The organism is Enterococcus gallinarum NBRC 100675 (genome assembly GCF_001544275.1).
GTDB lineage: Bacteria > Bacillota > Bacilli > Lactobacillales > Enterococcaceae > Enterococcus_D > Enterococcus_D gallinarum.
The window spans coordinates 108,334-131,028 of the sequence record NZ_BCQE01000001.1 but is presented as its reverse complement, the minus strand read 5'-3'; the positions used below and the strand labels follow the sequence as shown (position 1 = coordinate 131,028).

Sequence of the window (22,695 nt, the reverse complement as noted above, 5' to 3'; positions counted from 1 at the left end):
AAATAAAGCATGCTTCAGAGGGACGATTGGACCTCTGGAGCATGCTTTGAGTGTTTCAACTGATTTTATTTTATGCTTAAGTTTCGACCACTGAATTTAGCAGGCGCATTTGACGATCAGAGATATTTGTGACGATAGTCAGCAATGGCCTGTCTTGATTCGTAGATATTTTGAGCCAGCTGTTCATTTTTACTCAAAAAGACATAGAACAGCACATCAACTGCCAAAAGATGAGCAATAATCGAGTTGGTTGCTGCACTGCGCATATTGGCTTCTTTCGGTCGGGAAACTTGTAGCGGAACATCTGCTAATTTCGAAAGGGAATTGCTGCCAAAGCGAGTCAAAGATAGAACTGGAATCCCCATCTCCTTCGTAAACTCCGCAAGGTGCAGGATTTCAGGTGTTTGACCACTGTTTGAGACAGCCCAGAGCAAACATTCTTTTTCGTGTTTGATCAATTGAGGCAACAGCGAATTATAGTCAGTTTCGAAAATAACCACTTTGCCTAAGCGAGTCCATTTTTGTTGGATATCTTGAGCAATCAAAGAGGAAGCCCCAATACCACATACGAAGATCCGATTGCGGGTTTTCAGTAGATCCGCTGCTGCCAGCATTACTTGTTCTTCTAAAAGGTCCGCAGTCTCATGCATAGTCACTTGGGCATTATGGCTCAATTTCGCAGTAATATCATGAAAAGATTCGTTCAATGCAACATCTGCATAGCCAATGATCTCCTCATGGGTTTGTCGGGAGCCAGATTCCGCAGAAAGCTGAATCTTAAGATCAGTTAGGCTGGAAAAGCCTGTTTTCTTTGCAAAACGAACAACTGTAGGGGCGCTGATCCCGGTAGCTTGAGCCAACTGACTCGCAGTCATCGAAGGAACTTTTTCAGAATTTTTTTTGATGTAATCAAAAAGTTTTTTCTCGGAATTGGATAATTCGCTCTGGATACTTTCAATGCGAGAAAGGACGCTCATAAGGTCACCTGCTTTAAGAAATTTCTAGATTTAGTATACCATAAGTTGGGGTGTTGCTTTCATTTTAAAATGAAAAGATTCAGCGAAGAAACTTGCATTTTTAGGTAGAATAAAGTAAAGTAATTACGTGTGAATACACGCTACCTGTTACTTGGTTCAACGAGTCACCAACGTTTTACTCAGTCGCAGGTGAAAAAAGAAAAAAGAGGTGAAAAACATGGCAATTACAAAAGAACGCAAAAACGAAATCATCAACAAATTTGCTCGTCATGAAGGAGATACTGGTTCTCCAGAAGTTCAAATCGCTGTTCTTACAGAAGAAATCAACCATTTGAACGAACATGCACGTATGCACAAAAAAGACCACCATTCATACCGTGGCCTAATGAAAAAAGTTGGTCACCGTCGTAACTTATTAGCATACCTACGTCAAAAAGACGTACAACGTTACCGCGAATTGATCCAAGCTTTAGGATTACGTCGTTAATCAAACAAAGAAAAGTGAGGTTCAACCCGAATCTCACTTTTTTGCTATGAATCACTGCGACTGGGCGGCACAAGCCGTACAGAGCAGATGATGAATAGTACTAGGCGACTAGCAGGAGCGTAGTTACCCGAGCGGAATCACTGCGACTGGGCGGTGCAAGCCGCACAGAGCAGATGATGAATAGTACCAGGCGACTAACAGGAGCGTAGTCACCCGAGCGGAATCACTGCGACTGGACGGCACAAGCCGCACAGAGCAGATGATGAATAGTACTAGGCGACTAGTAGGAGCGTAGTCACCCGAGCGGAATCACTGCGACTGGGCGGCACAAGCCGCACAGAGCAGATGATGAATAGTACTAGGCGACTAGCAGGAGCGTAGTCACCCGAGGGGAATCACTGCGACTGGGCGGTGCAAGCTGCACAGAGTAGATGATGAATAGTACTATGCGACTAACAATAGTGGCCCAATCTTTTTAACAAACTCAATTAGCGGGACTTGACTGGTGAATCAAACCCGCAACTAAAAAAGAATCTCTGAGACACGGCGAGCAGCTTCCTACTAACCAAATGAAAGCAGCGGAAGCACCGATCCGCTTTTTTCATTTGTTTAGTAGTGACTTGCTTGGCTCAGAAAAAAGGAGCAGATTATGACAGAAAAACAAGTATTCAAAACGACTTGGGGCGGGCGTCCGCTACAAGTTGAAGTTGGCCAATTAGCCAAACAAGCAAATGGCGCAGTACTCGTCCGCTACGGCGATACAGTAGTTCTTAGTGCAGCCGTTGCTTCAAAAGAAGCAAAAGATACAGACTTCTTCCCATTAACGATCAATTATGAAGAAAAAATGTACGCAGTAGGGAAAGTTCCTGGTGGTTTCATCAAACGTGAAGGTCGTCCAAGTACCGAAGCAACATTGACTGCTCGTTTGATCGACCGTCCGATCCGTCCAATGTTTGCGGATGGTTTCCGAAATGAAGTCCAAGTGACAAACATTGTAATGAGTGTGGAACAAGATTGCTCACCAGCAATGGCTGCAATGCTAGGCTCGTCTTTAGCGTTGTCTATTTCCGATGTGCCTTTTGACGGCCCAATCGCTGGTGTTGAAGTTGGCCGCGTCAATGGGGAATACGTGTTGAATCCAACCGTTGAACAAGCAGAGCAAACAGATATCGAGTTGACGGTTGCTGGTACGAAGAAAGCCATCAACATGGTAGAATCAGGAGCGAAAGAAGTTTCTGAAGATGATATGTTAGGCGCTTTGCTGTTCGGTTTTGAAGCAATCAAAGAATTAGTTGCTTTCCAAGAAGAAATCGTTGCAGCAGTCGGTAAACCAAAAATGGAAGTGACTTTGCTTCAAGTAGATGCTGACTTGAAAAAAGAAATTTTCGATGGGTACTATCAAACAATGAAAACGGCTGTTATGACCGAAGAAAAATTGGCTCGTGAAGACGAGATCGACAAAGTCAAAGAAACAGTTAAAGAAGTTTATGCAGAGAAATTTGCGGGTCATGAGGATGAAGCGCAACTTCTAAAAGAAGTGAAACAAATCGCAGAAGACCTTGAAAAAGATGTTGTCCGCGAATTGATCACGATCGACAAAATTCGTCCGGATGGCCGGAAATTAGATGAAATTCGTCCATTAGCCTCAGAAGTCGGTCTGTTGCCTCGTGTTCATGGTTCAGGACTATTCACTCGTGGGCAAACGCAAGCATTATCTGCTTGTACGTTGGCACCATTGGGTGAACATCAAATCATTGATGGTTTAGGGGTAGAAGAATCAAAACGGTTCATCCACCACTATAATTTCCCGCAGTTTTCAGTTGGTTCAACAGGACGTGCCGGTTCTCCAGGCCGTCGTGAGATCGGACATGGCGCTTTAGGTGAACGTGCCTTGGCGCAAGTAATCCCAAGTGAAGAGGATTTCCCTTACACAATCCGTCTGGTGGCAGAAGTATTAGAATCCAACGGTTCATCCTCACAAGCAAGTATTTGTGCGGGTACATTGGCATTGATGGATGCTGGTGTTCCAATCAAAGCCCCTGTTGCTGGTATCGCGATGGGACTTGTCTCTGATGGCGAAAACTATACGATCTTGACTGACATCCAAGGATTGGAAGATCATTTAGGCGATATGGACTTTAAAGTTGCCGGAACAAAAGATGGAATCACAGCCTTGCAAATGGATATCAAGATCCAAGGGATCACCGAGCAAATCTTAACTGAAGCTTTATCGCAAGCGAAAAAAGCACGGATGGAAATCTTAAATGAATTGACTTCAACCATTGCTGCACCACGGGAAGAATTGAGTCCATACGCACCGAAGATCGAGATGATTCAAATCGACCCAGCCAAAATCAAAGATGTGATTGGTAAAGGTGGGGACACGATCAATGGCATCATTGATGAAACAGGCGTGAAGATCGACATCGATCAAGACGGAAAAGTATCAATTGCTTCTTCTGATGCGGAAATGATCAAGAAAGCTATTAAGATCATTGAAGATCTAACAAAAGAAGTCAAAGTTGGTGAAGTTTATTTAGGGAAAGTTGTTCGTGTTGAAAAATTCGGCGCTTTTGTCAACTTGATCAAAGGCAAAGATGGGTTAGTTCACATTTCTCAACTTGCAAATGAACGGGTCAACAAAGTAGAAGATGTTGTTAAAGAAGGCGATGAAGTTCTTGTGAAAGTCACAGAGATCGACAAACAAGGTCGAATCAATTTGTCTCGCAAAGCGTTATTGACTGACGATAAAGCAGAGAAAAAATAATTTTCTTAACTAGTTATCCGCAAGAGAAGATTTTGCAAACGCAAAACAACGTCCAAAAACCCCAGTAATCGATTCGATTACTGGGGTTTTTTTACGACATAAGGCACAGACATTTCGCTGATAATAAGGTAAACTGACTCAAAGAGGTCGGGTAATCAAAAATTCAAAAAACGTATAGAAGGTGAAAAAATGAAAGCCACACAGGGAAGTGTTTTTCGTCGACGGGAGGCCTTGATCACCTATTTGGATAGGTATGATTATGGGACTGTTTCAGAATTAGCGGATCGATTTCAGGTATCAGAAGTGACTATTCGCAGGGATTTGTTGTTTCTGGAAAAAAAGCAGTTGATTGAACGTTATTATGGCGGCGTGAAACGGATCAAGAAATCAGAAAAAAGAGAATCCCAACATCTTGGATCAGTAGAAGAATTTCCTTGGCAGCGACTGCTTCCACCGTTACACCTTTTGCTGCAAGAAAAGAAATTGATTTTTGTAGGGGCTGGACGTTGGTCGAAAGAATTGATCCAAGCAGTTGCTGATTTTGATTTAACGATTGTGACCAATGACCATTCCGCATTGATTGATCTAAAACCAGGACGGGCGATTGTTTGTCTGTGTGGAGGAGAAGTGGAAAGTAACTCCACTGCGTTAGTCGGAGATATAGCGACACTGGCTTTCAGCAAATATACGGCTGATTTGTGTTTGATTGAAGCCTCAGGAATCGACTCCCATGAAATCACGACAATGACGCTAAGTGAATCCTTTGTGTATCGGACGATGCTTCAGCATACTCAAGGAGAGAAAATCATCTATACGGAAGGAGAAAATATCGGCCATGTCCGAGGATTTATGATTGATCGTACGTTTATGGCGAATCGCTTGTTTAGCAATAGGCAACTTTCAGAGGTCGAAACGGCGCAATTTTCATCTCAAGGTCTGCAGTTTTCGCTGCTATGATTTTAATTTAGCATTGAAGCTGTTCTCAGACAATCAATTAAGGAAAATCGTTCATAAATATTCTTTCATGAACAGTTCTTGCCCGGCTATTGCTTTTGATCAAGGAGACGATTATCCTAAATACCAGAAAGCGCTTTACTAAAAGAAGACAGGAGAACATCATGACATCAAAATTTCCAACAGATTTTTTATGGGGAGCATCCATTTCCGCACATCAAACAGAAGGAGCTTATTTAGCGGATGGTAAAGGACTAAGTGTTCAAGATACTCGTCCCCGAGACAATAACGAAATCGCCGATTTTACAGTAGCAGTAGATCATTATCATCGCTATAAGGAAGACATCGCCTTGTTAGCAGAACTAGGAATCAAAGTTTTTCGCTTTTCAATTGCATGGTCACGGATCTACCCTGAGGGGCGGGGAAGTGTTAATCAAAAAGGATTGGACCATTATAGTGCTGTCATCGACGAACTGTTGAAGCAGGGAATCCAACCATTTATTACGTTAAATCATTTTGATTTACCACAAGCATTGGAAGATCAAGGAGGCTGGACAAATCGCAGTACAGTTGAAGCTTTTGAAATCTATGCTAAGACATTGTTCAACGCCTATGGTGATCGGGTGACCCATTGGTTGACGATCAATGAACCGAATATCATGCTCTTAGTCGATCGCAAGATTCTAGGTAAAACGATTCCCCTACCTGAGAAATACCAGCAATTCCATCATCTGATGATCGCTGAAAAGCTTGCCTTCAAACATTGCCATGAACTCATCCCAAATGGAAAAATTGGACCAGTCCCTAATATCTCGCTTGTGTATGCAGCAACCAGCAAGCCGGAAGACAATCAGGCAGCCCTTTATTTCAATAGTGTTCGGAATTGGGCGTATTTAGATTTTGCCTGCTTTGGGCGCTACAATACAGTCTTTCAAGATTACTTGAATCAAAATGGGGTGAAGATCGCTGTCCTGCCAGAGGATCAGGCTTTAATGGCCAGTGCCTTTCCCGATTTTATAGCCATGAACTTCTATACGACTGTCACAGTTGAACAGCCCGCAATGGATGGAGACATGACGAATGGAATCAGTGATCAACAAAGTGAAGACATCATGGAACGAGGGTTTTATAAAGGATTTACGAATCCGTATTTGAAGAAAAATGCGTTTAACTGGACCATTGATCCTCTGGGCTTAAAAACGACTCTACAAACACTCTATGATCGCTACCATTTACCAATCCTCATCACGGAAAATGGTTTGGGAGCAGAGGATCATCTGGAAGAAAACGGCGCAGTCCATGATCCTTATCGTATCGATTATTTGCAACAGCACATCCAGCAATGTCTCGCGGCTATTGATTCAGGAGTGGAGTTGATTGGCTATAGTCCTTGGTCAGCGATCGATCTGATCAGTGTTCATGAAGGCATCAAAAAGCGCTATGGTTTTATTTATGTGGATCGAAATGATGCCGATGAAAAAGAGCAAAAGCGTGTGAAAAAAGATAGTTTTTACTGGTATCAAAAGTTGATCGAAAACGGACATTGGGAGGGATAAGCAATGAATCATGTCTTTACTTTTTTAGAGCAGCGATTGATGCCGCCATTAAATAAAGTCGCTAACTTGCGTTTTATCCGAGCAATCATGCAAGCAGGAGTCATCACGGTTCCTTTCACGATCGTTGGCTCGATTTTTTTGATCATCAATAACCTGCCTCAAATTATTCCGCCACTGGCGGGCTTTTTTGAACAGACGGTTTTGAAATTTTCCCCGCTTTATAGTGTCGCGACAACTATGTCTATCGGCTCGATCGCACTCTTTTATTGTTTAGCCACTGCGTATTATTTAACGGATATCTATCGCAAAGAAGAAAAACTCCAATTGAGCAGCTTTGTTGGCGCAATTCTTGGGTTGTTTGCATTTTTGATGACGATCATTCAAGTCGATATTTCAGATAGTGGGGCACAATTGCTTCAAACAACTGGAGAGACAGCTATCATCTATAATGGTGTAGCACTTGGCTCTTGGGTGACACGGTTTAGTGGGATCGGTATTTTTATCGGTATCATTACGGCGGTGCTTGCAACCCAGGTCTATCGTTTTTGTGTCAAAAAGAAAATCACGATCCAAATGCCAGCGGGAGTACCAGATGGGGTCAGTAAAGCATTTGCTTCCCTGATTCCAGCGATTATTATTGCTTTTTTGATGATTCTGATCAATGGCTGTTTAGCCGTTTTTCATACCGACTTGCATGGCTTGTTGTCAAAACCATTTGAATTTGTAAAAGATTTGACAGGTTCTTGGCTAGGGATCATTGTGATCATGTTGTTGATCCATTTGTTGTGGGCCGTGGGTGTTCACGGAACAGCCGTCATCAAAAACAGTTTTATCAATCCGATTTTATTAGTTGCTTTAACCGAAAACATCGATGGAGCAACCAACATTTTTGCCGGTGATTTTGTCAATATGTATATTTTTATTGGCGGTGCTGGCAGTACGTTAGGGTTGGTCTTGCTGATGTTGTTTCGAGCTAAATCCCAACAGTTGAAAGTATTGGGAAAAGCGGCGATCCTTCCAGGATTGTTTAATATCAACGAACCAGTGATCTTTGGTGCGCCAATTGTCTATAATCCCTATTTGATTATTCCTTTTATTGTGACACCGCTGATCAATGTGACGATTGCTTATTTTGCTACATCCTTTGGCTTTGTAGCTAAAGTGATCACCGGGATTCCTTGGATCTCACCTGTTGGGATTGGAGCATTTCTTGGAACTGGCGGCGATTTTCGCGGAATCTTGATCGCTATCCTTAATTTATTGATTTCGGTTGTCTGCTATTATCCATTTTTCCGAATGTACGATAGTAAGCTTTTTGCGGAGCAACAAGCAAACGAAGCAGAAGCGACTCTCCATGATCAATAGACAAAAAGAGCGTGAGACAAAAGTAAAAAACACTTTTGTCCCACGCTCTAAACACGTCTAAACGGCGGAAGCAGAAGCAACTCCGAGAATTCAATCGAACTACCCCAAAATTTGAAAAGCAATTTCCGTGTATTCCGCCTTATTTTGCGGAGTTTAACATTTCTGTCCCAGCCTCTTTTTTAGCGAAAACTATAATCCGACAACGAAATATGCCGGGCATGACACCAGTCTTTGACAGAACCGGAGAAAATTAGCGGTACATTGGTCAAATCCTGTGTCCGGGTTTGTCCGACCATGGTGTAGAGAAGCTGAAGCTGTTCTTTCCACGACTGGATGGTCGCAATCGTTTCTGCAGGTCCTTTATCTAAGAGCATGGTCAAAATCGTAGCAGAGATTCCGACACTTTTGGCACCAAGACATAAAGCTTTGAAAATATCAAAGGCATCGCGAATACCTCCTGAAGCGATTGTCGTAAAGGCGTGTTGCACTTCGTTGGCTTCTAGTAAAGAGATAACCGTCGATTGGCCGAAGTGATTCAAGTAAGCCATTTCTCGTTTTTTTCTGCGGGCATTTTCAATTTGGGTAAAACTCGTTCCGCCGCTACCAGCAACATCGATCGTTTGTACGCCTACCGAAACCAATTGCTGAATAGTCTCTCGGGTCATACCAAAACCGACTTCTTTTACGACAACTGGTACTGGAGCTGCCTTTACGATTTGCTCAAGCAGTCTTAACCAATTGCTGAATTCACGGTCCCCTTCTGGCATCACCAATTCTTGAGGGGCATTCAGATGGATCTGTAAGGCATCTGCTTCAAATAAGTCGATCGCACGCAAGGCATTTTCAACGGAACTACCAGCACCGACATTTGCTAAAAGAAAGCCCTCTGGATTGACTTGGCGAACGACTTGGAACGTGTCGGACAACGCTGGGTCTTTTAATGCAGCTGAGACAGAACCAGTCGCCATCATCAGGTCACAAGCTTTCGCAACTTCAGCCAAGTCTTGGTTGATTTTTTTGCTTTTCTCACTTCCGCCTGTCATGGCGTTGATGAAAAATGGGGTAGCGAAAGAACGGCCAAAGAGTTCCGTTTCCAATGTGACTTGTGCGCTGTCAATCTCGGGAAAGGACTGGTGGATAATCTGAACCGCATCAAAATCATTCAACCGTGGCTTGTGAAAGGCTTTTGCCAATGAGACGTGTTCATCTTTTCGATTCATTAAATCTCCTCCCGATAATGATAGACATGCAGTGGCAATGGAATGATGTCGGCTTTTTCCCAAGCACTCATCAAGGGTAAGATTCCGGTTTTTTGATCGACGATCACAATGCCGCAATCCCCGCCGCCAGCGCCTGAAGACTTGGCGGCCCCGCGATAGGTTTCTGCTAAGTCACATAGTTTCTTTAAAGCGGGTGTTTCAATGGTTACACCAGTCAGACTAGATAATCCTACAAGTAATTTTCGGTTTTCGGTAATCATTTTTTTGATTGTTCGGCTGTCTTCATTTAAAAATCCATCAATCAAACGATTGACACAGTCTTTGCTGTCTGCCAAAAATTTGGCATAGCCCTTTTCTTTGGCTTCTTTTGATTGGTAGACTTGGTCAACTAAATCAGAAGTGGAAGCAGGACTACCTGTCCACCCAATCAACAGGCGCAATGATTTTGGTACAGTCAATGGACGGATCGAAAGCTCGGGCCAATCACTGGTCAATAGCTGAGTCAATGTCCATTCCTGCTGTTTTCGTAAAACCCACTCATGATCAAAGGTCGAAAAAGCAAGCCAGCCGCCATAACAAGAAGCAGCGATGTCGCCACACGAGCCATTCCCTTGCACAGCCAAATGGGCCAATGCGGCGATCTTGAATTGCGTCAAGCGATCCATTTTTAGATCATAGTAGAGGTTAAGTGCTTTGACGGTAGCAACGGTCACTGCACCACTAGAACCAAGTCCATATTTTCGACCATTGGAATTATCTAACTCACTCGTTACTTTTAAGTCATAAAAAGAGAGCAGGGTTCCTTTTTCTTGGGCGTATTTTTCTGTTAGACGAATAGCAGCTAGAATGTAATGAAAAGGATTTTCTCGGTGGTCCAGTACTAGTTCGCCATTGCGGCGGGTCCAGCGGATCGGCAAGTCACTGTACTGGGCAGATTGGATACTGCCGTTTTTGCGGGCACCTTCGATCGTCACATTGATGAATTGATCCACCGCAACGATGATCGCTGGATGTCCAGGTTCAACGACCGCATACTCACCTGCAATAAATAATTTGCCGGGGACTGAGATTTCTATCATTTCGACACTCCTTCATTTGTCATAGACGGATCGGTCACTGTCATTGGTAAATCAACCAACCCTTGTCCTGCGTGAGCAACGATTAATTGTTCAGGATGAAAATCTTTTTTCAGTTGGGTTAATATAGCTTCTTCGTTTTTTCTTTGACAAAGCACTTTGACGTTTGGACCGGCATCCATCGTAAAGTAGCAGGCCAGTCCTTTTTGACGCAAGGAACGGACGCAATCCATTGCTCGCAAGGATTCAGGAGACCAGTAGGTGAACGGTGGAGTCGCCGCCATAGTAGTGGCATGCATTTTTAGGGCATTGGCTTCTGTCGTTTCACCTAACAACTGAAAGTCTTTTTCGCGGATGGCTTGCTTTAGCTTTTTCAAATCCTGTGGTGTGCTTTCTAGCCAACCAGAATAATAGCTGGAAGTCTCTACAGTCCGCCGCATCCCGTCACGACTGGAAACATCTTTTTCTTTGTCGTTGATCAAAATGAAAAGCATACTTAGCTCTTTTTCCCAGCCTTCCGAAGCAATCGGTGTTGCGTAAGACGTGTCATCATCACCAGTATGCCATTCGACAAAGCCGCCAAAAATACTGCGACAAGCAGAGCCAGATCCCCGCCGAGCGAGACGGGATAGTTCTGTTTGAGATAATTGTAAGTCAAGTGCTGCGTTACAGGCTCCGGCTAAAGCAGCTAGTCCACTAGCAGATGAAGCAAGACCAGCAGCTGTTGGAACGAAATTGCGGCTGTTGACTTGCGCGAAAAAAGGACAATTGGCTTTTGCGCGTACAAGATCCAGAAAAGCGGAGATTTTCTTCGTTGCAGCCTCACTCTGCTGTTTGCCATCTAGGAAAAAACGGTCTTGAGTATATTCCTCTGAAAAGGTAACCGAGGTTTCTGTATAGAAAGCATCTAACGTCAAAGATAAGCTGTTATTCATTGGCAAGATCAGTGTTTCGTTCTCCTTGCCCCAATATTTGATCAAAGCAATATTCGTGTAGGCTCGCGCCTTTCCTTTATACATGTTCGTAAGCTCCTAATCCTTGAATCCAAGTGGCATGGGCGCCATTGGACAATAAAATACGGCTGATTACTTCAGCCTGTGTTTTTGTTTGAGTCAAAGCGATCATACAGCCACCGCGGCCACCGCCCGTCAGCTTTGCGCCAAAAGCGCCGTTGGCTAATGCCAGTGACACGAGATCGTCCAGGTTTTGATTGCTGACACCTAGTTGCCGGAGGGTCTCATGTGCGTGGGTCATTGCCTGGCCAAGCTGCGTCAGCTGATTATGTAAGATAGCTTCTTTAGCGGTCTTTGCCAAAGAACCTAAGCGGCTGATAGCCTGACTCGTTTGGTGTTTTTGCGTTTCAAACAGATGCGCGACGCTTTTGACAGCTGTGCGGGTCTGACCTTTGATCCCTGTATCGGCGACTAACAAAAAGCCATCGATCGTCAATGGAAAAGAAGTAATCGGCTGCCCTTTGGTAAAGTAGATCGCCTCGTTGCCGCTTGTTGCTGCAGCATCAATACCGCTAGGATTTCCATGGGCGATTTTCTCAGAAAAATCGACATAATCCAATAGCCGTTCTTTTTTTAAATCTTTGTGTTGCCAATCAAAAAAGGCCCGAGTCAACGCAACTGCAACTGCCGCACTTGAACCCATTCCTCGTTCTGAAGGGATTGTACTAACGATCGAAACAGAAAAGGGACTGGTTTGATGGTCTTGCTGCAAGCGATGAAGAAGTTCTTTGACATTTTTTAAATGCGAAGGGGCTTCTTCTAATGGGCCGTGGTAATAATTGGAGGTTAAATCATTCGTTAGGCTGGCAGTGATCGTCACGTGAACCTTTGCGCCAGCAAATGGAAAAGCGATGGCGGGTTCGCCATAGACGACCGAATGTTCACCCATTAGTATGATTTTCCCTGTAGCTATGCCAGTACCGAGTGACATTCATTATCCTCATTTCTCTTAGAACTGCAGCAGAAGCCGAAAAAATGTCTCAGAGGAAGCAGCAGGCAAAAAAATAAAGGTTCCCCTTTGATCCTGTGAGTCATTCATTTGAACTAAGCTGCAATCTACTTAATAATTACTAGTGATTTCATCATAGATCCTTGTTTTTCTGTTAGAACAGAAAAGTTCGCAGAAAAACGAATAAAAGATTCTTTCTTATTTTACTAGAAGAAGGCTGTTTCGTTAAGCATTCCGAAAAAGAAATCGTAAAAAACTGAAAATATTTAAACTTTTATTGAAAATTTTTTGTTTTTATGCTTCAAAAGCGCTGGGTTGACGATACAATATCTAGTAGTGTATAGTTGATTACGCAAATGAAACATACAATATTTAGTGATGAGTGAGTTGGGGGATATGAGCGTGATCGTATTAGCAGGAACTATCGGCGCAGGAAAATCAAGTTTAACTGCATTGTTAGCTGATCATTTAGGCAGTCAAGCGTTTTATGAGTCAATCGATGATAATGAAGTGCTGCCGTTGTTTTATGCCGATCCAAATAAATATGCTTTTTTATTGCAGATTTATTTTTTGAATAAACGTTTTGATAGTATCAAAAAAGCATTGAATGATGATAATAATGTATTGGATCGATCCATTTATGAAGATTCACTGCTTTTCCATTTGAATGCTGATTTAGGACGAGCAACGGATACAGAAGTTCGGGTTTATGATGATTTATTGGCCAACATGTTGGAAGAATTGCCTTATGCAGCTCATAAAAAACATCCAGATTTATTGGTCCATATTCGGGTTTCTTTTGAAACCATGTTAGAACGGATCAATAAACGGGGACGGGAATATGAACAGTTATCCTTTGATCCTACTTTGTATGACTATTATCAAGAATTGAATCTACGGTATGATCAATGGTATGAAGAATACCAAGAAAGTCCAAAAATCCAAATCGACGGCGATCAATTCAACTTTGTTGAAGATCCAGAAGCAGCCCAAAAGGTATTAGCGATGATCGATGAAGCACTGGCAAAAGTGCGCAAATAAAGCAACAGCTGGAGTCCAGCCCATAAAAGTGGGGATTCCAGCTGTTTTCTTTTATAATAGAAGAAAGCGAACATGTAACGTGTGGAGGGAAACCAGTGGAAAAAAAACGATTTTACAATGGCCGTTATGAATGGATTCAAGTGGACCAACAAGACAGTAGCAGTATTGCGCGTTTACAACGACAGCACCAGTTGACTGATGAGATGTTAACCTACTCATTAGATAAGAATGAACGTGCCCGTGTGGAGTTCGATACTGATGACCAAGCATTGTTGTTGGTGTTCAACGTACCTCAACAAGAAAAGAAAGACAATCATTTTGAAACAAGTCCGATGACGTTTATCTTAAAAAAAGATCGGCTGTTTACTTTTTCTTCGAGAAATACACAATATGTGATTCCGATGATGGAACGGATACTCGTGCAAAATCCTTTGCAAACACCGATTCATTTTCTTTTTAATAGTCTTTTTTTGATCTCAGGAACTTTTTTTCCTTTAGTCGAAGAAGTCAATAGCGATCGCGTGCATCTCAATCAACGGCTGCGGGAAAAGACCACCAATAAAAATTTGTTGGAGATGTCTGACTTGGAGATCGGACTCGTTTATCTGGTTTCAGCAACGAAACAAAACGCCGTTTTATTAGAACAGATCAAAGCTTTGTCATTCTTTCGCTTAATGGACGACAATGAAAAAGAGCAGTTGGATGATGCGCTGATCGAAGCGAAACAAGCCGTTGAAATGACTCAGTTAGCGTTTCAAATTCTGGAACAATTGTCAGGTACGTACAATAATTTGTTGAACAACAACTTGAACGACACGATGAAATTTCTGACTGTTTGGTCGTTGTTGCTGACGGTACCATCGATCGTTACTAGCTTCTTTGGCATGAACGTTCCGTTGCCCTTCACGAATACCGTGTTTGGCTGGGGAATCGCTTTGCTGATCAGTTTAGTCTTGTCAGGATGGATGTTGATTGCACTCTGGCGCAGAATCAAGTGATGCTTCAGTCAATCACTAGACCTAACCCTGCTGCAATCACTAATGCTTGTTCTTGGCCAACGATCAATCCCCGCAACAATTCTTGCGAAAGAGCGATTTTCTGGAAAGGATTGGTCCGCAGATCTAGCTGATAGAGTTTGGTTCGGAACCAATTACTGTTTGTTAGCTGATTGTGTTGCAACTGGAGATTTTTCCATTGGACTTCGTAAAATTCTGTGTCATTCAGCTGGCACTCTGCAAAGCGGATCGTTTTGAGATTGGTGTTGCTGAAGGAAGCAAAATTGCCGACGCAAGATTCAAATGTACAGTCACGAAAATAACTTTCTGCAAAATTCGTACCGGTTAGTTTGCAGTTTTTGAAGTGTACTTGATGAAAGCTAGCGCCCAAACATTCCATGTTGGAAAAGTCGCAGTTTTCAAAGAAAACATTTTGGCATTCCCAATGCTCCAGTCTTGTCTTTTGCATGGTGACCTTTTTCAAATGGCACTGTTTTAAAATGAGTCCCGTACAAGCGTCATAACTGGCATCAGTTTCTGTAAAAAAAGCTTGTTCAAAAATTTCTTCATCTTCAAGATAAAAATCTTTTGTTTCTGAGTGTTCAATAATCGGTAAAAGAGGATCCGGCTGCTTTTTTTTCATTTTGCACCTCAAAATTTTGTTTTTTTAATAGTATACCATGTTTTGGGCGATGCCTTTAGCAGTGCAAAGATGTTTGTTGGATAGATTGTGAATTTAATTCAATAGACTAACTTTAGCTGCTGAAATATCAAGGTTTTATGAAAAATAAATACGTTTATATTCACAAGGTTGTGAATTGTTTTAAGAAAAAGCTTCATTTCAGAAGCATAATTCAAGGATAATTCGGCAATAACCAGTAAAAACTGTCATTTTTTTAACGGTTTGCGAAAATCTTGATAGTTTTTAAATTCACAATGTAGCTATAATGAAACCATAAACAAAAGGGGGAAATTTTTCCATGACAAAAACAGTGATTATTGGTGCGAACCACGCAGGGATTGCCGCAGCAAATACCTTATTAGACAATTACCAAGATCAAGAAGTTGTAATGATCGATCGGAATACAAACCTCAGTTACCTTGGTTGTGGGACTGCATTATGGGTTGGTCGTCAAATCGATTCATACGAAGGCTTATTCTATACAAAACGGGAAGATTTTGAGGCAAAGGGAGCAAAAATCTATATGGAAACAACTGTTGACCATATTGATTTTGAGAAAAAAACGGTTCATGCAGTAACAAAAGATGGTGAAGAAGTGGTAGAAACATATGACAAACTTGTTTTGGCAACAGGTTCAGTGCCAATTTCGCCAAAAGTACCTGGTCGTGATTTAGCCAATATTCATTTCTTGAAGAGATTCCAAGATGGCCAATCCGTGGATAAAGAATTAGCAGCTGAAGAAGTAAAAAATGTTGCTGTCATCGGGGCCGGCTATATCGGAGTGGAAATTGCAGAAGCTGCAAAACGTCGTGGTAAAAATGTTCTTTTATTTGATGCCGCTAACCGTGCATTACCAAACTACTATGACAAATGGTTCACGGATGACATGGATCAAAACTTAGCAGAGAACGGGATCGAATTGCACTTTGGTGAATTAGCTCGGGAATACAAAGGAACCGACAAAGTAGAAGCAGTGGTAACGGATAATGGAGAATATCCAGTGGATCTTGTAATCAATGCGATCGGCTTCTTGCCAAACAATACATTAGGCAAAGAGCACTTGGAACTATTTACGAATGGTGCCTACTTGGTAGACCGTCACCAACAAACAAGTGACCCAGATGTTTTTGCGGTTGGAGACTGTGCAACGGTTTATTCGAATGCATTGCAACAAACGACCTACATCGCTTTGGCAACAAATGCCGTTCGCTCAGGGATCGTAGCTGGCCATAACATTGGCGGTACATCATTGGAATCAACTGGGGTCCAAGGATCAAACGGAATCTCAATCTTTGGATACAACATGGTTTCTACAGGTCTTTCCGTAGAAGCAGCAGAACGTAACGGTGTGAAAGTGAAGTATTCAGATTATGAAGATACTCAAAAACCTGGATTCATGAAAGAAAACGACACCGTGAAAATCCGGATCGTTTACGAAGAAGAATCACGTCGGGTGATTGGTGCCCAAATGGCATCACGTACTTCAGAAATCGCTATGGGAATCCACATGTTCTCATTAGCAATTGAAGAAGGTGTAACCATCGACAAGATGAAATTACTTGATATCTTCTTCTTACCACACTTCAATCAACCATACAACTACATCACAATGGCTGCATTGAAAGCTGAATAATAAATAGCTGAGGGAGCTGTGACAAAAATCTTGTCGCAGCTTCTTTTTTCAAATAAACGATTAGAAGTAGCTTCTTTGGAACCAAGCCGAAACTTCAGGTGGCTGGGCACTTTTGTTATGCGCTCTTTTTTGAAATAATCATGAAAATCATTGACAATAACTAAAAAAAGCAGTATACTATAAAAGTTGAGAAATTAAAGCAGAAGCACCCGCTTCTCGCCTGAGTGACTGTATCGCTGGGCAGAATAGGATTCCTACATTTTGTGTATGGAGTACGTGCGGGTTCGTGAAGAACTCGTTTTTTTTATTGTCTGATTTCGAATCGACAAGCTTTTCTTTCTCTCAAAAAACTCGGAGGTGAATGACCATAGCAAAGGATATGATGGTAAACGACGGCATTCGTGCACGTGAATTGCGTTTGATTGATCAAAACGGCGAACAACTTGGTGTAAAGAGTAAAGCTGAAGCATTGCAAATTGCAGAACGAGCAAACCTTGATGTGGTATTGGTGGCACCAAATGCGAAACCACCGGTAGCAAGAATTATGGATTACGGAAAATATCGTTTTGAGCAACAGAAGAAAGACCGTGAAGCTCGTAAAAAACAAAAAGTAATCAACATTAAAGAGGTTCGTTTAAGTCCAACGATCGACGTCAATGATTTCAACACAAAGTTGCGTAATGCACGTAAATTCCTTGAAAAAGGGGACAAAGTAAAAGCTTCGATCCGTTTCAAAGGCCGTGCCATTACCCATAAAGAGATTGGTCAGAAAGTGTTGGATCGTTTGGCTGAAGAAACAGCTGATTTAGCATCCGTTGAACAAAAACCAAAAATGGATGGACGCAGCATGTTCTTAGTATTATCGCCAAAAAACGATAAATAATGACTCACTGAGTTTCAGTTTAAAGTCAGATAACGAAAGATTTTGAGGAGGAAATTAGTTATGCCAAAACAAAAAACACACCGCGGATTAGCAAAACGCGTAAAACGTACTGGCGGCGGCGGATTGAAACGCTTCCGTGCATTTACTAGCCACCGTTTCCACGGTAAAACAAAAAAACAACGTCGTCAATTGCGTAAAGCTTCTATGGTTTCAGCTGGCGATTACAAACGTATCCGTCAACAATTAGCACGCATGAAATAATTGCGTCCCAGGCTTTACAAATTCAAACAACTATCGATTTTCATATTAGGAGGAATTATACATGGCACGTGTTAAAGGTGGAACAGTAACTCGTAAACGTCGTAAAAAAGTGCTAAAATTAGCAAAAGGTTACTACGGTTCTAAACACACTTTATTTAAAACAGCAAAAGAACAAGTAATGAATTCATACAACTACGCATACCGCGATCGTCGTCAAAAGAAACGCGACTTCCGTAAATTGTGGATCGCTCGTATCAACGCAGCGGCTCGTATGAATGGCTTAAGCTACTCAAAATTGATGCACGGTTTGAAAGTTGCTGAAATCGACATCAACCGCAAAATGTTAGCTGACTTGGCTGTAAACGATGCAACAGCATTTACTGCATTGGCTGACCAAGCACGCCAAGCCCTAGAAAACAAGTAATAGGCAACTTTTGAATACCCCGAACCCACTATAATCAGTGGGTTTTTTATTTTGCATTTTGTTATATTTCATTCATGAATTCAGCAAAACGATTAGCTGTTTTATCTCTTTGGTCTTTGGATAAGTGAGTGTAAATGTTCAGTGTCGTTTTCACATTAGAATGTCCAAGTCTTTCTTGAGCTTCTTTAATTGGGATATTTGCTTTGTACAATAGACTTGCATGTGTGTGCCTAAAACCGTGCATTGTAATTGTTTTGATTTCTTTACCAGTCTTTTTCCTATACAATCTCTGAATCGTTAAAAACCACTCTTTAGTTATACCTGATTCGAGATAAGTATTTTTGTAATTAGAAAAAATAATCTGTTTAGGATTTAGCTTAGGTAAATCAAATTTTATTGCTTGTTTTTCCTGCCATGTTTTTAAAGCTACTAATGTGGTATCGTCCAAACTTATTCTTCTAAAACCAGCCTTTGTTTTCGGTGGGTGAATTAGGGTTTTGTTTCTGTCTCCTTTAGCAACAGTTTTAGTTACTTCTAAATACTTCTCGTCAAAATTAATATCCTCCCAAGTTAAAGCAAATGCTTCTCCTTTGCGTAATCCAGTAAATGCCAATGTTCTAAAAAAGGCATATCTTTCAGAATCAAAATTTTCTTTTGTAAATCTCAGAAACTCGATTAATTCTTCTTTAGTAAAAAAATTTGAAAACTCTTCATACTGATTTAAATTAAGATTGGTTACTGGTTTTTTTACATTAGCCATTGGGTTTTGATAGATTAATTCTAAGAACATAGCATGTTCCATTACTCTATTAAAATAGTAAATAAACCTACTAGCTCTTTTTGGTTTATCTTTATACCATTCATTTACTATTTGCTGACAATAAATTGGAGTAATGTCTTGGATTTTCATTTCTTGAAATTTTGGCAATATAGCATACTTGAATTCACATTTAGCTGTAACTGCAGTGCTTTCCTTTACTAAGTTGCAATACTGCTTATACCATAGTGTGAAAATTTCATTAAAGGTACGGTGTTTCTTAGGTACATACTGTTCAGTTGCAACCAAAAGACTTAATTCCGCTAATGCTAAACTAGCTTCTTCCTCTGTTTTAAACCCCCTTCTAGTTGTTTTCTGTTTCTTCCCAGTTTTAGGATTGATGCCTACATAAAAATCAAACATATAATTGATAGTGCCATCCTGTTTTTTGTATGGTTTAATTTGTGCCATAAAAATTCTCCTTTTTATGGCATAGGATAAAGTTGAGATTATTATATGATATCGAGTAGTAAAATTCTATAAAAAGTATAAGTGGATTTTTCTACTTTTTCCCAGAGAAATAGGATTTTCCTGTTTACTAATGAAGATTTATTGTATAATAAATAATGAATATACCATCAAAATTTAGGAGATGTTTTTATGGAATTTGCTAAAATTTTTAAAAAAGTAGACCGTAATTCATGTGAATTTTTGCTGATTCCGTATGATTCTTCTAAGATTAATTATTCTGATTTTATCAAGTCGCAAAGAAAAAGAGGATTTAGACAAGTTTTATTTAATACAGAACTGATGCTTTTTTTAGTAAAAGCTACTTCTAAAAATTCAGATATTATTTTAACCAAGATAAAAATGTCTGAAGATGCAGAGGATGGTATTCAAGAAGAGCTTAATCATTGGTTACTGCAATTGAGGACGCAACCAAATAATATATATAAAATCGTTTCAGAATTAGAATGGATTTCAGACAAAGAATCTATAGATATTATGGAACTTAGATTTTTAAATAAAAATACTAGTTCTGAAATTACTATTAAATCAAATGGTATTTGTTTAGGACGAAAAATTGAGAAAGTTTTTGATAGCTTTATTTCTAAATGTCTTCTGAGGTACTTTTATGAAGAATGAAATATTTAAACAAATAAAGCAGTTAATAATTGTTATTATATCAGGAGTTTGTTCTTATTTTATACCGATTGCTCATTTTTTTGTTAATATCCCAGACACAAAAATCCTTACAGGATTTGATATTGCTATATTTAGTTTTATTGGAAATAGTTTATTCTCCGCTATAGACTATTTTTATAAAAAAAATAAGTTAATGATTAGAATTTCTATAGAAGCCATAGAACAAGAATCTGACAAACTAATTCTTTATGATAAAGATATAGATAAACAATTGGAAATAAAAGCTAACATTAAAATAGAGGGTAAAAAGAGGAAATGCCCATTGATTTCATTAAAAGTTCCTGATTGTTACTTATTACAAGTGCAGAACAATAAGAGTTCTTCTTTTGTAAAAGAAATTTCTACTTCTGAAGAATATGAAATTGATATAAATAAAATTTTACAGAAAAGCCCCAAAGAAGGAATATCGATTACAAGAGAAATTAAATTTATTTTATTATTAGAAGAGCATAATAAAGGAAATAATGATTATCTTGTTTGCGAAAAAGATAGTGGTTGGAAATATCTTGGTATGACGAATATAGATAGTAAAAGACTTCAATTGTTGCAAAAGTAGGAGGAGAATTTTAAGTTATGATTTATTCTAAATGGATTGATAATTCAAATGTTTCTTTGGATGATTTAATTAATAATATAAAAGTAAGTGAACAAAATCACGTAAGAGAGATAGATGCTTTTGATAATACTCCTCTGAATTATGAAGTTGATTTTGTATATGAAGAAAACCAAATTACGATAATAAATGGTAAAAAGGTATACTTTAATTATCTAAAATTTAATTATGAATATGTTAAAAATCACGAGGCTGTAAATCCGAATAGAGAAAAGCGGGTTTCTACTTATGCTATGAACGTAATTATTTTTAGCTTTGAGGGTAAAAACTATTACATATGTAATAAGAGATATAACAATAATACTCTGAAAAATTTAAGAAAATTAGTTGGCTATAAAAAAGACTTAGTTATAACAGAGCAACGAGTATTAGGTATAAAAACAGATTTATTTATTTGGATGACGCATTATTTAATAGACAATCCAAATGAGTTTTTGGAAGAAGATAGTGAAACTAAATTACTGAAGTTAACTGGTTTTAAGGGGAGAACTAAAGACAAACTAGCAGAAATTTCCGGTTCTGGGCAAAAAATTTTAAATATGTTAACAACTCTCTTATTTTTATTTGAAAATAAGGAAATATCAAGCGTTAAAGTAGAGTTATCAAGGTTTCAAGAATTTTTTTCTTTAACTTTAGGTGAGAAAAGCTATGTAGATATAGATGTTAATGAATACAGAGGAACAGAATATTTTGAAATGGCAGAAACAATAGAAGCTATTGTAGTTTTGAAGTGTTTTGTGGATGTAATTCCCTCTTTAGTAATAATGTTTTCTAATGAATTAGATAGTAAGAAGTGGACACCTAGAAAAGAAAATAAATTCTTTACAGGTATAGGGAAAACTCTGTCAAAAAAAATAAATGAGAGTTTGAGAAATAAATAATAACTGGAAAATATCACTAATATTTATTGGTGATATTTTTTGTTCTATAAATTTGCAACCCTTATAAGATGATGCTATAAAGGTCCTTGCAAGGGATACTTTTGTAATTAGTATCCCTTGAAGATGTTGATTTATCAACATCGAAACAGACCATAAAGATGATAAGGATACTTTAATTATTATTCAATATAAAAGTATCCCTATAGAACAGCAATAGGAGGAGGCAAAATGACACGATGACACGAAATATTATAAATGTAAAACCTATAAAAGACAAACAAGTGATGGTAGATTTTTTAACGGAATTGAAAAAAGGAAAACATGGAAAAAGAGACCATTTGATATTTACCATAGGTATTTTCACTGGCTTACGAATTTCTGATATTTTAAATTTGAAAGTTTCTGATGTTCAAAATAAGACTACTACAGTTATTGTTGAGAAAAAGACAAATAAACAAAGAGAATTAAATCTATCGAATCTAACAAGTTTGATTATTGATTATTTAAATGCTTATCATGATGGACAATCTAATTGGTTATTTTATAGACCTTCTGACCATTCTAAACCGTTAGGAACCCATCAATACTATAAAGTCTTGCAAAGAGTCGCAAATGTTCTTGAATTGGATTATATTGGAACACACACGATGCGTAAAACGTTTGGTTATAAATACTATCGTCAATTTAAAGATATTCCTACACTGATGAAAATTTTGAATCATTCTAGTCAATCAATCACGATTCGGTATATTGGATTAGAGGAAGAAGAAATTCGAGCAAGTTTAGACAAGTTTAATCCGCTAGATTGAATATCTAAGTTAGTCACCAGTGGATATTATCAACAATTTTTTATCGAATTACTTGTAATAGAAAATTATCTATGATAACATATAAATGAAAGTAAGAAGTTTATCTTTTCAAATATTTGTCGTTCCTCGATATACGACTAATAAAA

22 protein-coding genes and 1 other annotated feature are annotated in these 22,695 nt (G+C 39.5%); of the genes, 15 read left to right on the top strand and 7 right to left on the bottom strand.

The window, feature by feature from the left end:
- Positions 1-116: 116 nt before the first annotated feature.
- The gene (locus EG2_RS00595) at positions 117-977 is read right to left on the bottom strand and encodes a MurR/RpiR family transcriptional regulator (protein WP_003128626.1); all 861 of its coding nucleotides are present in this window, start codon (positions 975-977) and stop codon (positions 117-119) included.
- Positions 978-1,194: 217 nt separating this feature from the next.
- Here EG2_RS00595 and rpsO point away from each other — a divergent pair, with 217 nt between their 5' ends.
- From rpsO to celB, 5 genes are all read left to right on the top strand, one after another.
- The gene (gene rpsO, locus EG2_RS00590; RefSeq protein WP_003128628.1) at positions 1,195-1,464 is read left to right on the top strand and encodes a 30S ribosomal protein S15; all 270 of its coding nucleotides are present in this window, start codon (positions 1,195-1,197) and stop codon (positions 1,462-1,464) included.
- A 649-nt stretch (positions 1,465-2,113) separates the two neighbouring features.
- Positions 2,114-4,231, top strand: coding sequence for a polyribonucleotide nucleotidyltransferase (pnp, locus tag EG2_RS00585; RefSeq protein WP_060813075.1), 2,118 nt, complete (start codon positions 2,114-2,116; stop codon positions 4,229-4,231).
- Between the two features lie 189 nt (positions 4,232-4,420).
- Positions 4,421-5,188 (top strand): DeoR family transcriptional regulator, encoded by a 768-nt coding sequence (locus EG2_RS00580; RefSeq protein WP_060813074.1) that lies wholly within the window; start codon positions 4,421-4,423, stop codon positions 5,186-5,188.
- Positions 5,189-5,349: 161 nt separating this feature from the next.
- Positions 5,350-6,741 carry a glycoside hydrolase family 1 protein gene (locus tag EG2_RS00575; protein ID WP_060813073.1) on the top strand — a complete coding sequence of 464 codons (1,392 nt, stop codon included), beginning with the start codon at positions 5,350-5,352 and terminating at the stop codon, positions 6,739-6,741.
- Positions 6,742-6,744: 3 nt separating this feature from the next.
- On the top strand, positions 6,745-8,106 hold the full coding sequence (gene celB, locus EG2_RS00570; RefSeq protein WP_060813072.1) for a PTS cellobiose transporter subunit IIC: 1,362 nt from the start codon (positions 6,745-6,747) through the stop codon (positions 8,104-8,106).
- 179 nt (positions 8,107-8,285) lie between these two features.
- On the opposite strand, the gene fni is transcribed toward celB, so the two are convergent.
- The 4 genes from fni to mvk are packed head-to-tail and all read right to left on the bottom strand — an operon-like array spanning position 8,286 to position 12,346.
- Positions 8,286-9,326, bottom strand: a complete 1,041-nt coding sequence (fni, locus tag EG2_RS00565) for a type 2 isopentenyl-diphosphate Delta-isomerase (RefSeq protein WP_060813071.1) — start codon at positions 9,324-9,326, stop codon at positions 8,286-8,288.
- The gene (locus EG2_RS00560) at positions 9,326-10,405 is read right to left on the bottom strand and encodes a phosphomevalonate kinase (protein WP_060813070.1); all 1,080 of its coding nucleotides are present in this window, start codon (positions 10,403-10,405) and stop codon (positions 9,326-9,328) included. The genes fni and EG2_RS00560 overlap by 1 nt, the downstream gene beginning before the upstream one ends.
- Entirely contained in the window at positions 10,402-11,421 is a 1,020-nt protein-coding gene (gene mvaD / locus EG2_RS00555) for a diphosphomevalonate decarboxylase (RefSeq protein ID WP_060813069.1), read from the bottom strand. Before mvaD ends, EG2_RS00560 begins: the two co-directional genes overlap by 4 nt.
- Positions 11,414-12,346, bottom strand: a complete 933-nt coding sequence (gene mvk / locus EG2_RS00550) for a mevalonate kinase (protein ID WP_060813068.1) — start codon at positions 12,344-12,346, stop codon at positions 11,414-11,416. The genes mvaD and mvk overlap by 8 nt, the downstream gene beginning before the upstream one ends.
- 414 nt (positions 12,347-12,760) lie before the next feature.
- Between mvk and EG2_RS00545 the strand changes: the two genes are divergently transcribed.
- Positions 12,761-13,405, top strand: a complete 645-nt coding sequence (locus EG2_RS00545) for a deoxynucleoside kinase (protein ID WP_172461435.1) — start codon at positions 12,761-12,763, stop codon at positions 13,403-13,405.
- Between the two features lie 95 nt (positions 13,406-13,500).
- Positions 13,501-14,403 (top strand): magnesium transporter CorA family protein, encoded by a 903-nt coding sequence (locus tag EG2_RS00540; protein ID WP_003128641.1) that lies wholly within the window; start codon positions 13,501-13,503, stop codon positions 14,401-14,403.
- 4 nt (positions 14,404-14,407) lie between these two features.
- Here the strand turns inward: EG2_RS00540 and EG2_RS00535 are convergent, their stop codons facing one another.
- Positions 14,408-15,043 (bottom strand): pentapeptide repeat-containing protein, encoded by a 636-nt coding sequence (locus EG2_RS00535; protein ID WP_060813066.1) that lies wholly within the window; start codon positions 15,041-15,043, stop codon positions 14,408-14,410.
- 337 nt (positions 15,044-15,380) lie between these two features.
- Between EG2_RS00535 and nox the strand changes: the two genes are divergently transcribed.
- The 4 genes from nox (at position 15,381) to rplT (ending at position 18,283) form a co-directional block, all read left to right on the top strand.
- A complete protein-coding gene (gene nox, locus EG2_RS00530; RefSeq protein ID WP_060813065.1) occupies positions 15,381-16,715 on the top strand; it encodes a H2O-forming NADH oxidase in 1,335 nt (444 codons plus the stop codon).
- A 191-nt stretch (positions 16,716-16,906) separates the two neighbouring features.
- Positions 16,907-17,028 (top strand) — a sequence feature (ribosomal protein L20 leader region).
- 48 nt (positions 17,029-17,076) lie between these two features.
- Complete coding sequence (gene infC / locus EG2_RS00525; protein ID WP_003128645.1) at positions 17,077-17,598, top strand: translation initiation factor IF-3; 522 nt, start codon at positions 17,077-17,079, stop codon at positions 17,596-17,598.
- Between the two features lie 60 nt (positions 17,599-17,658).
- Entirely contained in the window at positions 17,659-17,859 is a 201-nt protein-coding gene (gene rpmI, locus EG2_RS00520) for a 50S ribosomal protein L35 (protein WP_003128650.1), read from the top strand.
- A gap of 61 nt (positions 17,860-17,920) precedes the next feature.
- Positions 17,921-18,283 carry a 50S ribosomal protein L20 gene (gene rplT, locus EG2_RS00515; RefSeq protein WP_060813064.1) on the top strand — a complete coding sequence of 121 codons (363 nt, stop codon included), beginning with the start codon at positions 17,921-17,923 and terminating at the stop codon, positions 18,281-18,283.
- 61 nt (positions 18,284-18,344) lie between these two features.
- Here rplT and EG2_RS00510 read toward each other — a convergent pair whose 3' ends face one another.
- On the bottom strand, positions 18,345-19,511 hold the full coding sequence (locus EG2_RS00510) for a tyrosine-type recombinase/integrase (protein WP_060813063.1): 1,167 nt from the start codon (positions 19,509-19,511) through the stop codon (positions 18,345-18,347).
- A 189-nt stretch (positions 19,512-19,700) separates the two neighbouring features.
- On the opposite strand from EG2_RS00510, the gene EG2_RS00505 reads away from it, so the two are divergent.
- The 4 genes from EG2_RS00505 to EG2_RS00490 all read left to right on the top strand — a co-directional run bounded on the left by EG2_RS00505 (position 19,701) and on the right by EG2_RS00490 (position 22,549).
- Complete coding sequence (locus EG2_RS00505) at positions 19,701-20,186, top strand: hypothetical protein (protein ID WP_060813062.1); 486 nt, start codon at positions 19,701-19,703, stop codon at positions 20,184-20,186.
- Entirely contained in the window at positions 20,176-20,802 is a 627-nt protein-coding gene (locus EG2_RS00500) for a hypothetical protein (RefSeq protein WP_060813061.1), read from the top strand. Before EG2_RS00505 ends, EG2_RS00500 begins: the two co-directional genes overlap by 11 nt.
- 17 nt (positions 20,803-20,819) lie before the next feature.
- Complete coding sequence (locus EG2_RS00495; protein WP_060813060.1) at positions 20,820-21,740, top strand: hypothetical protein; 921 nt, start codon at positions 20,820-20,822, stop codon at positions 21,738-21,740.
- 236 nt (positions 21,741-21,976) lie between these two features.
- Positions 21,977-22,549, top strand: a complete 573-nt coding sequence (locus EG2_RS00490) for a tyrosine-type recombinase/integrase (RefSeq protein WP_060813059.1) — start codon at positions 21,977-21,979, stop codon at positions 22,547-22,549.
- The last annotated feature ends 146 nt before the right edge of the window (positions 22,550-22,695 follow it).

Coding starts and splice junctions, on each gene's coding strand:
- EG2_RS00510 (WP_060813063.1), bottom strand. CDS start 19,511: ATGGCACAAATTAAACCATACAAAAAACAGGATGGCACTATCAATTAT.
- EG2_RS00500 (WP_060813061.1), top strand. CDS start 20,176: ATGAAGAATGAAATATTTAAACAAATAAAGCAGTTAATAATTGTTATT.
- EG2_RS00595 (WP_003128626.1), bottom strand. CDS start 977: ATGAGCGTCCTTTCTCGCATTGAAAGTATCCAGAGCGAATTATCCAAT.
- nox (WP_060813065.1), top strand. CDS start 15,381: ATGACAAAAACAGTGATTATTGGTGCGAACCACGCAGGGATTGCCGCA.
- pnp (WP_060813075.1), top strand. CDS start 2,114: ATGACAGAAAAACAAGTATTCAAAACGACTTGGGGCGGGCGTCCGCTA.
- mvaD (WP_060813069.1), bottom strand. CDS start 11,421: ATGTATAAAGGAAAGGCGCGAGCCTACACGAATATTGCTTTGATCAAA.
- EG2_RS00505 (WP_060813062.1), top strand. CDS start 19,701: ATGGAATTTGCTAAAATTTTTAAAAAAGTAGACCGTAATTCATGTGAA.
- EG2_RS00560 (WP_060813070.1), bottom strand. CDS start 10,405: ATGATAGAAATCTCAGTCCCCGGCAAATTATTTATTGCAGGTGAGTAT.
- fni (WP_060813071.1), bottom strand. CDS start 9,326: ATGAATCGAAAAGATGAACACGTCTCATTGGCAAAAGCCTTTCACAAG.
- celB (WP_060813072.1), top strand. CDS start 6,745: ATGAATCATGTCTTTACTTTTTTAGAGCAGCGATTGATGCCGCCATTA.
- infC (WP_003128645.1), top strand. CDS start 17,077: ATGACCATAGCAAAGGATATGATGGTAAACGACGGCATTCGTGCACGT.
- EG2_RS00575 (WP_060813073.1), top strand. CDS start 5,350: ATGACATCAAAATTTCCAACAGATTTTTTATGGGGAGCATCCATTTCC.
- rpsO (WP_003128628.1), top strand. CDS start 1,195: ATGGCAATTACAAAAGAACGCAAAAACGAAATCATCAACAAATTTGCT.
- EG2_RS00490 (WP_060813059.1), top strand. CDS start 21,977: ATGACACGAAATATTATAAATGTAAAACCTATAAAAGACAAACAAGTG.
- EG2_RS00580 (WP_060813074.1), top strand. CDS start 4,421: ATGAAAGCCACACAGGGAAGTGTTTTTCGTCGACGGGAGGCCTTGATC.
- EG2_RS00545 (WP_172461435.1), top strand. CDS start 12,761: ATGAGCGTGATCGTATTAGCAGGAACTATCGGCGCAGGAAAATCAAGT.
- mvk (WP_060813068.1), bottom strand. CDS start 12,346: ATGTCACTCGGTACTGGCATAGCTACAGGGAAAATCATACTAATGGGT.
- EG2_RS00495 (WP_060813060.1), top strand. CDS start 20,820: ATGATTTATTCTAAATGGATTGATAATTCAAATGTTTCTTTGGATGAT.
- rpmI (WP_003128650.1), top strand. CDS start 17,659: ATGCCAAAACAAAAAACACACCGCGGATTAGCAAAACGCGTAAAACGT.
- EG2_RS00535 (WP_060813066.1), bottom strand. CDS start 15,043: ATGAAAAAAAAGCAGCCGGATCCTCTTTTACCGATTATTGAACACTCA.
- rplT (WP_060813064.1), top strand. CDS start 17,921: ATGGCACGTGTTAAAGGTGGAACAGTAACTCGTAAACGTCGTAAAAAA.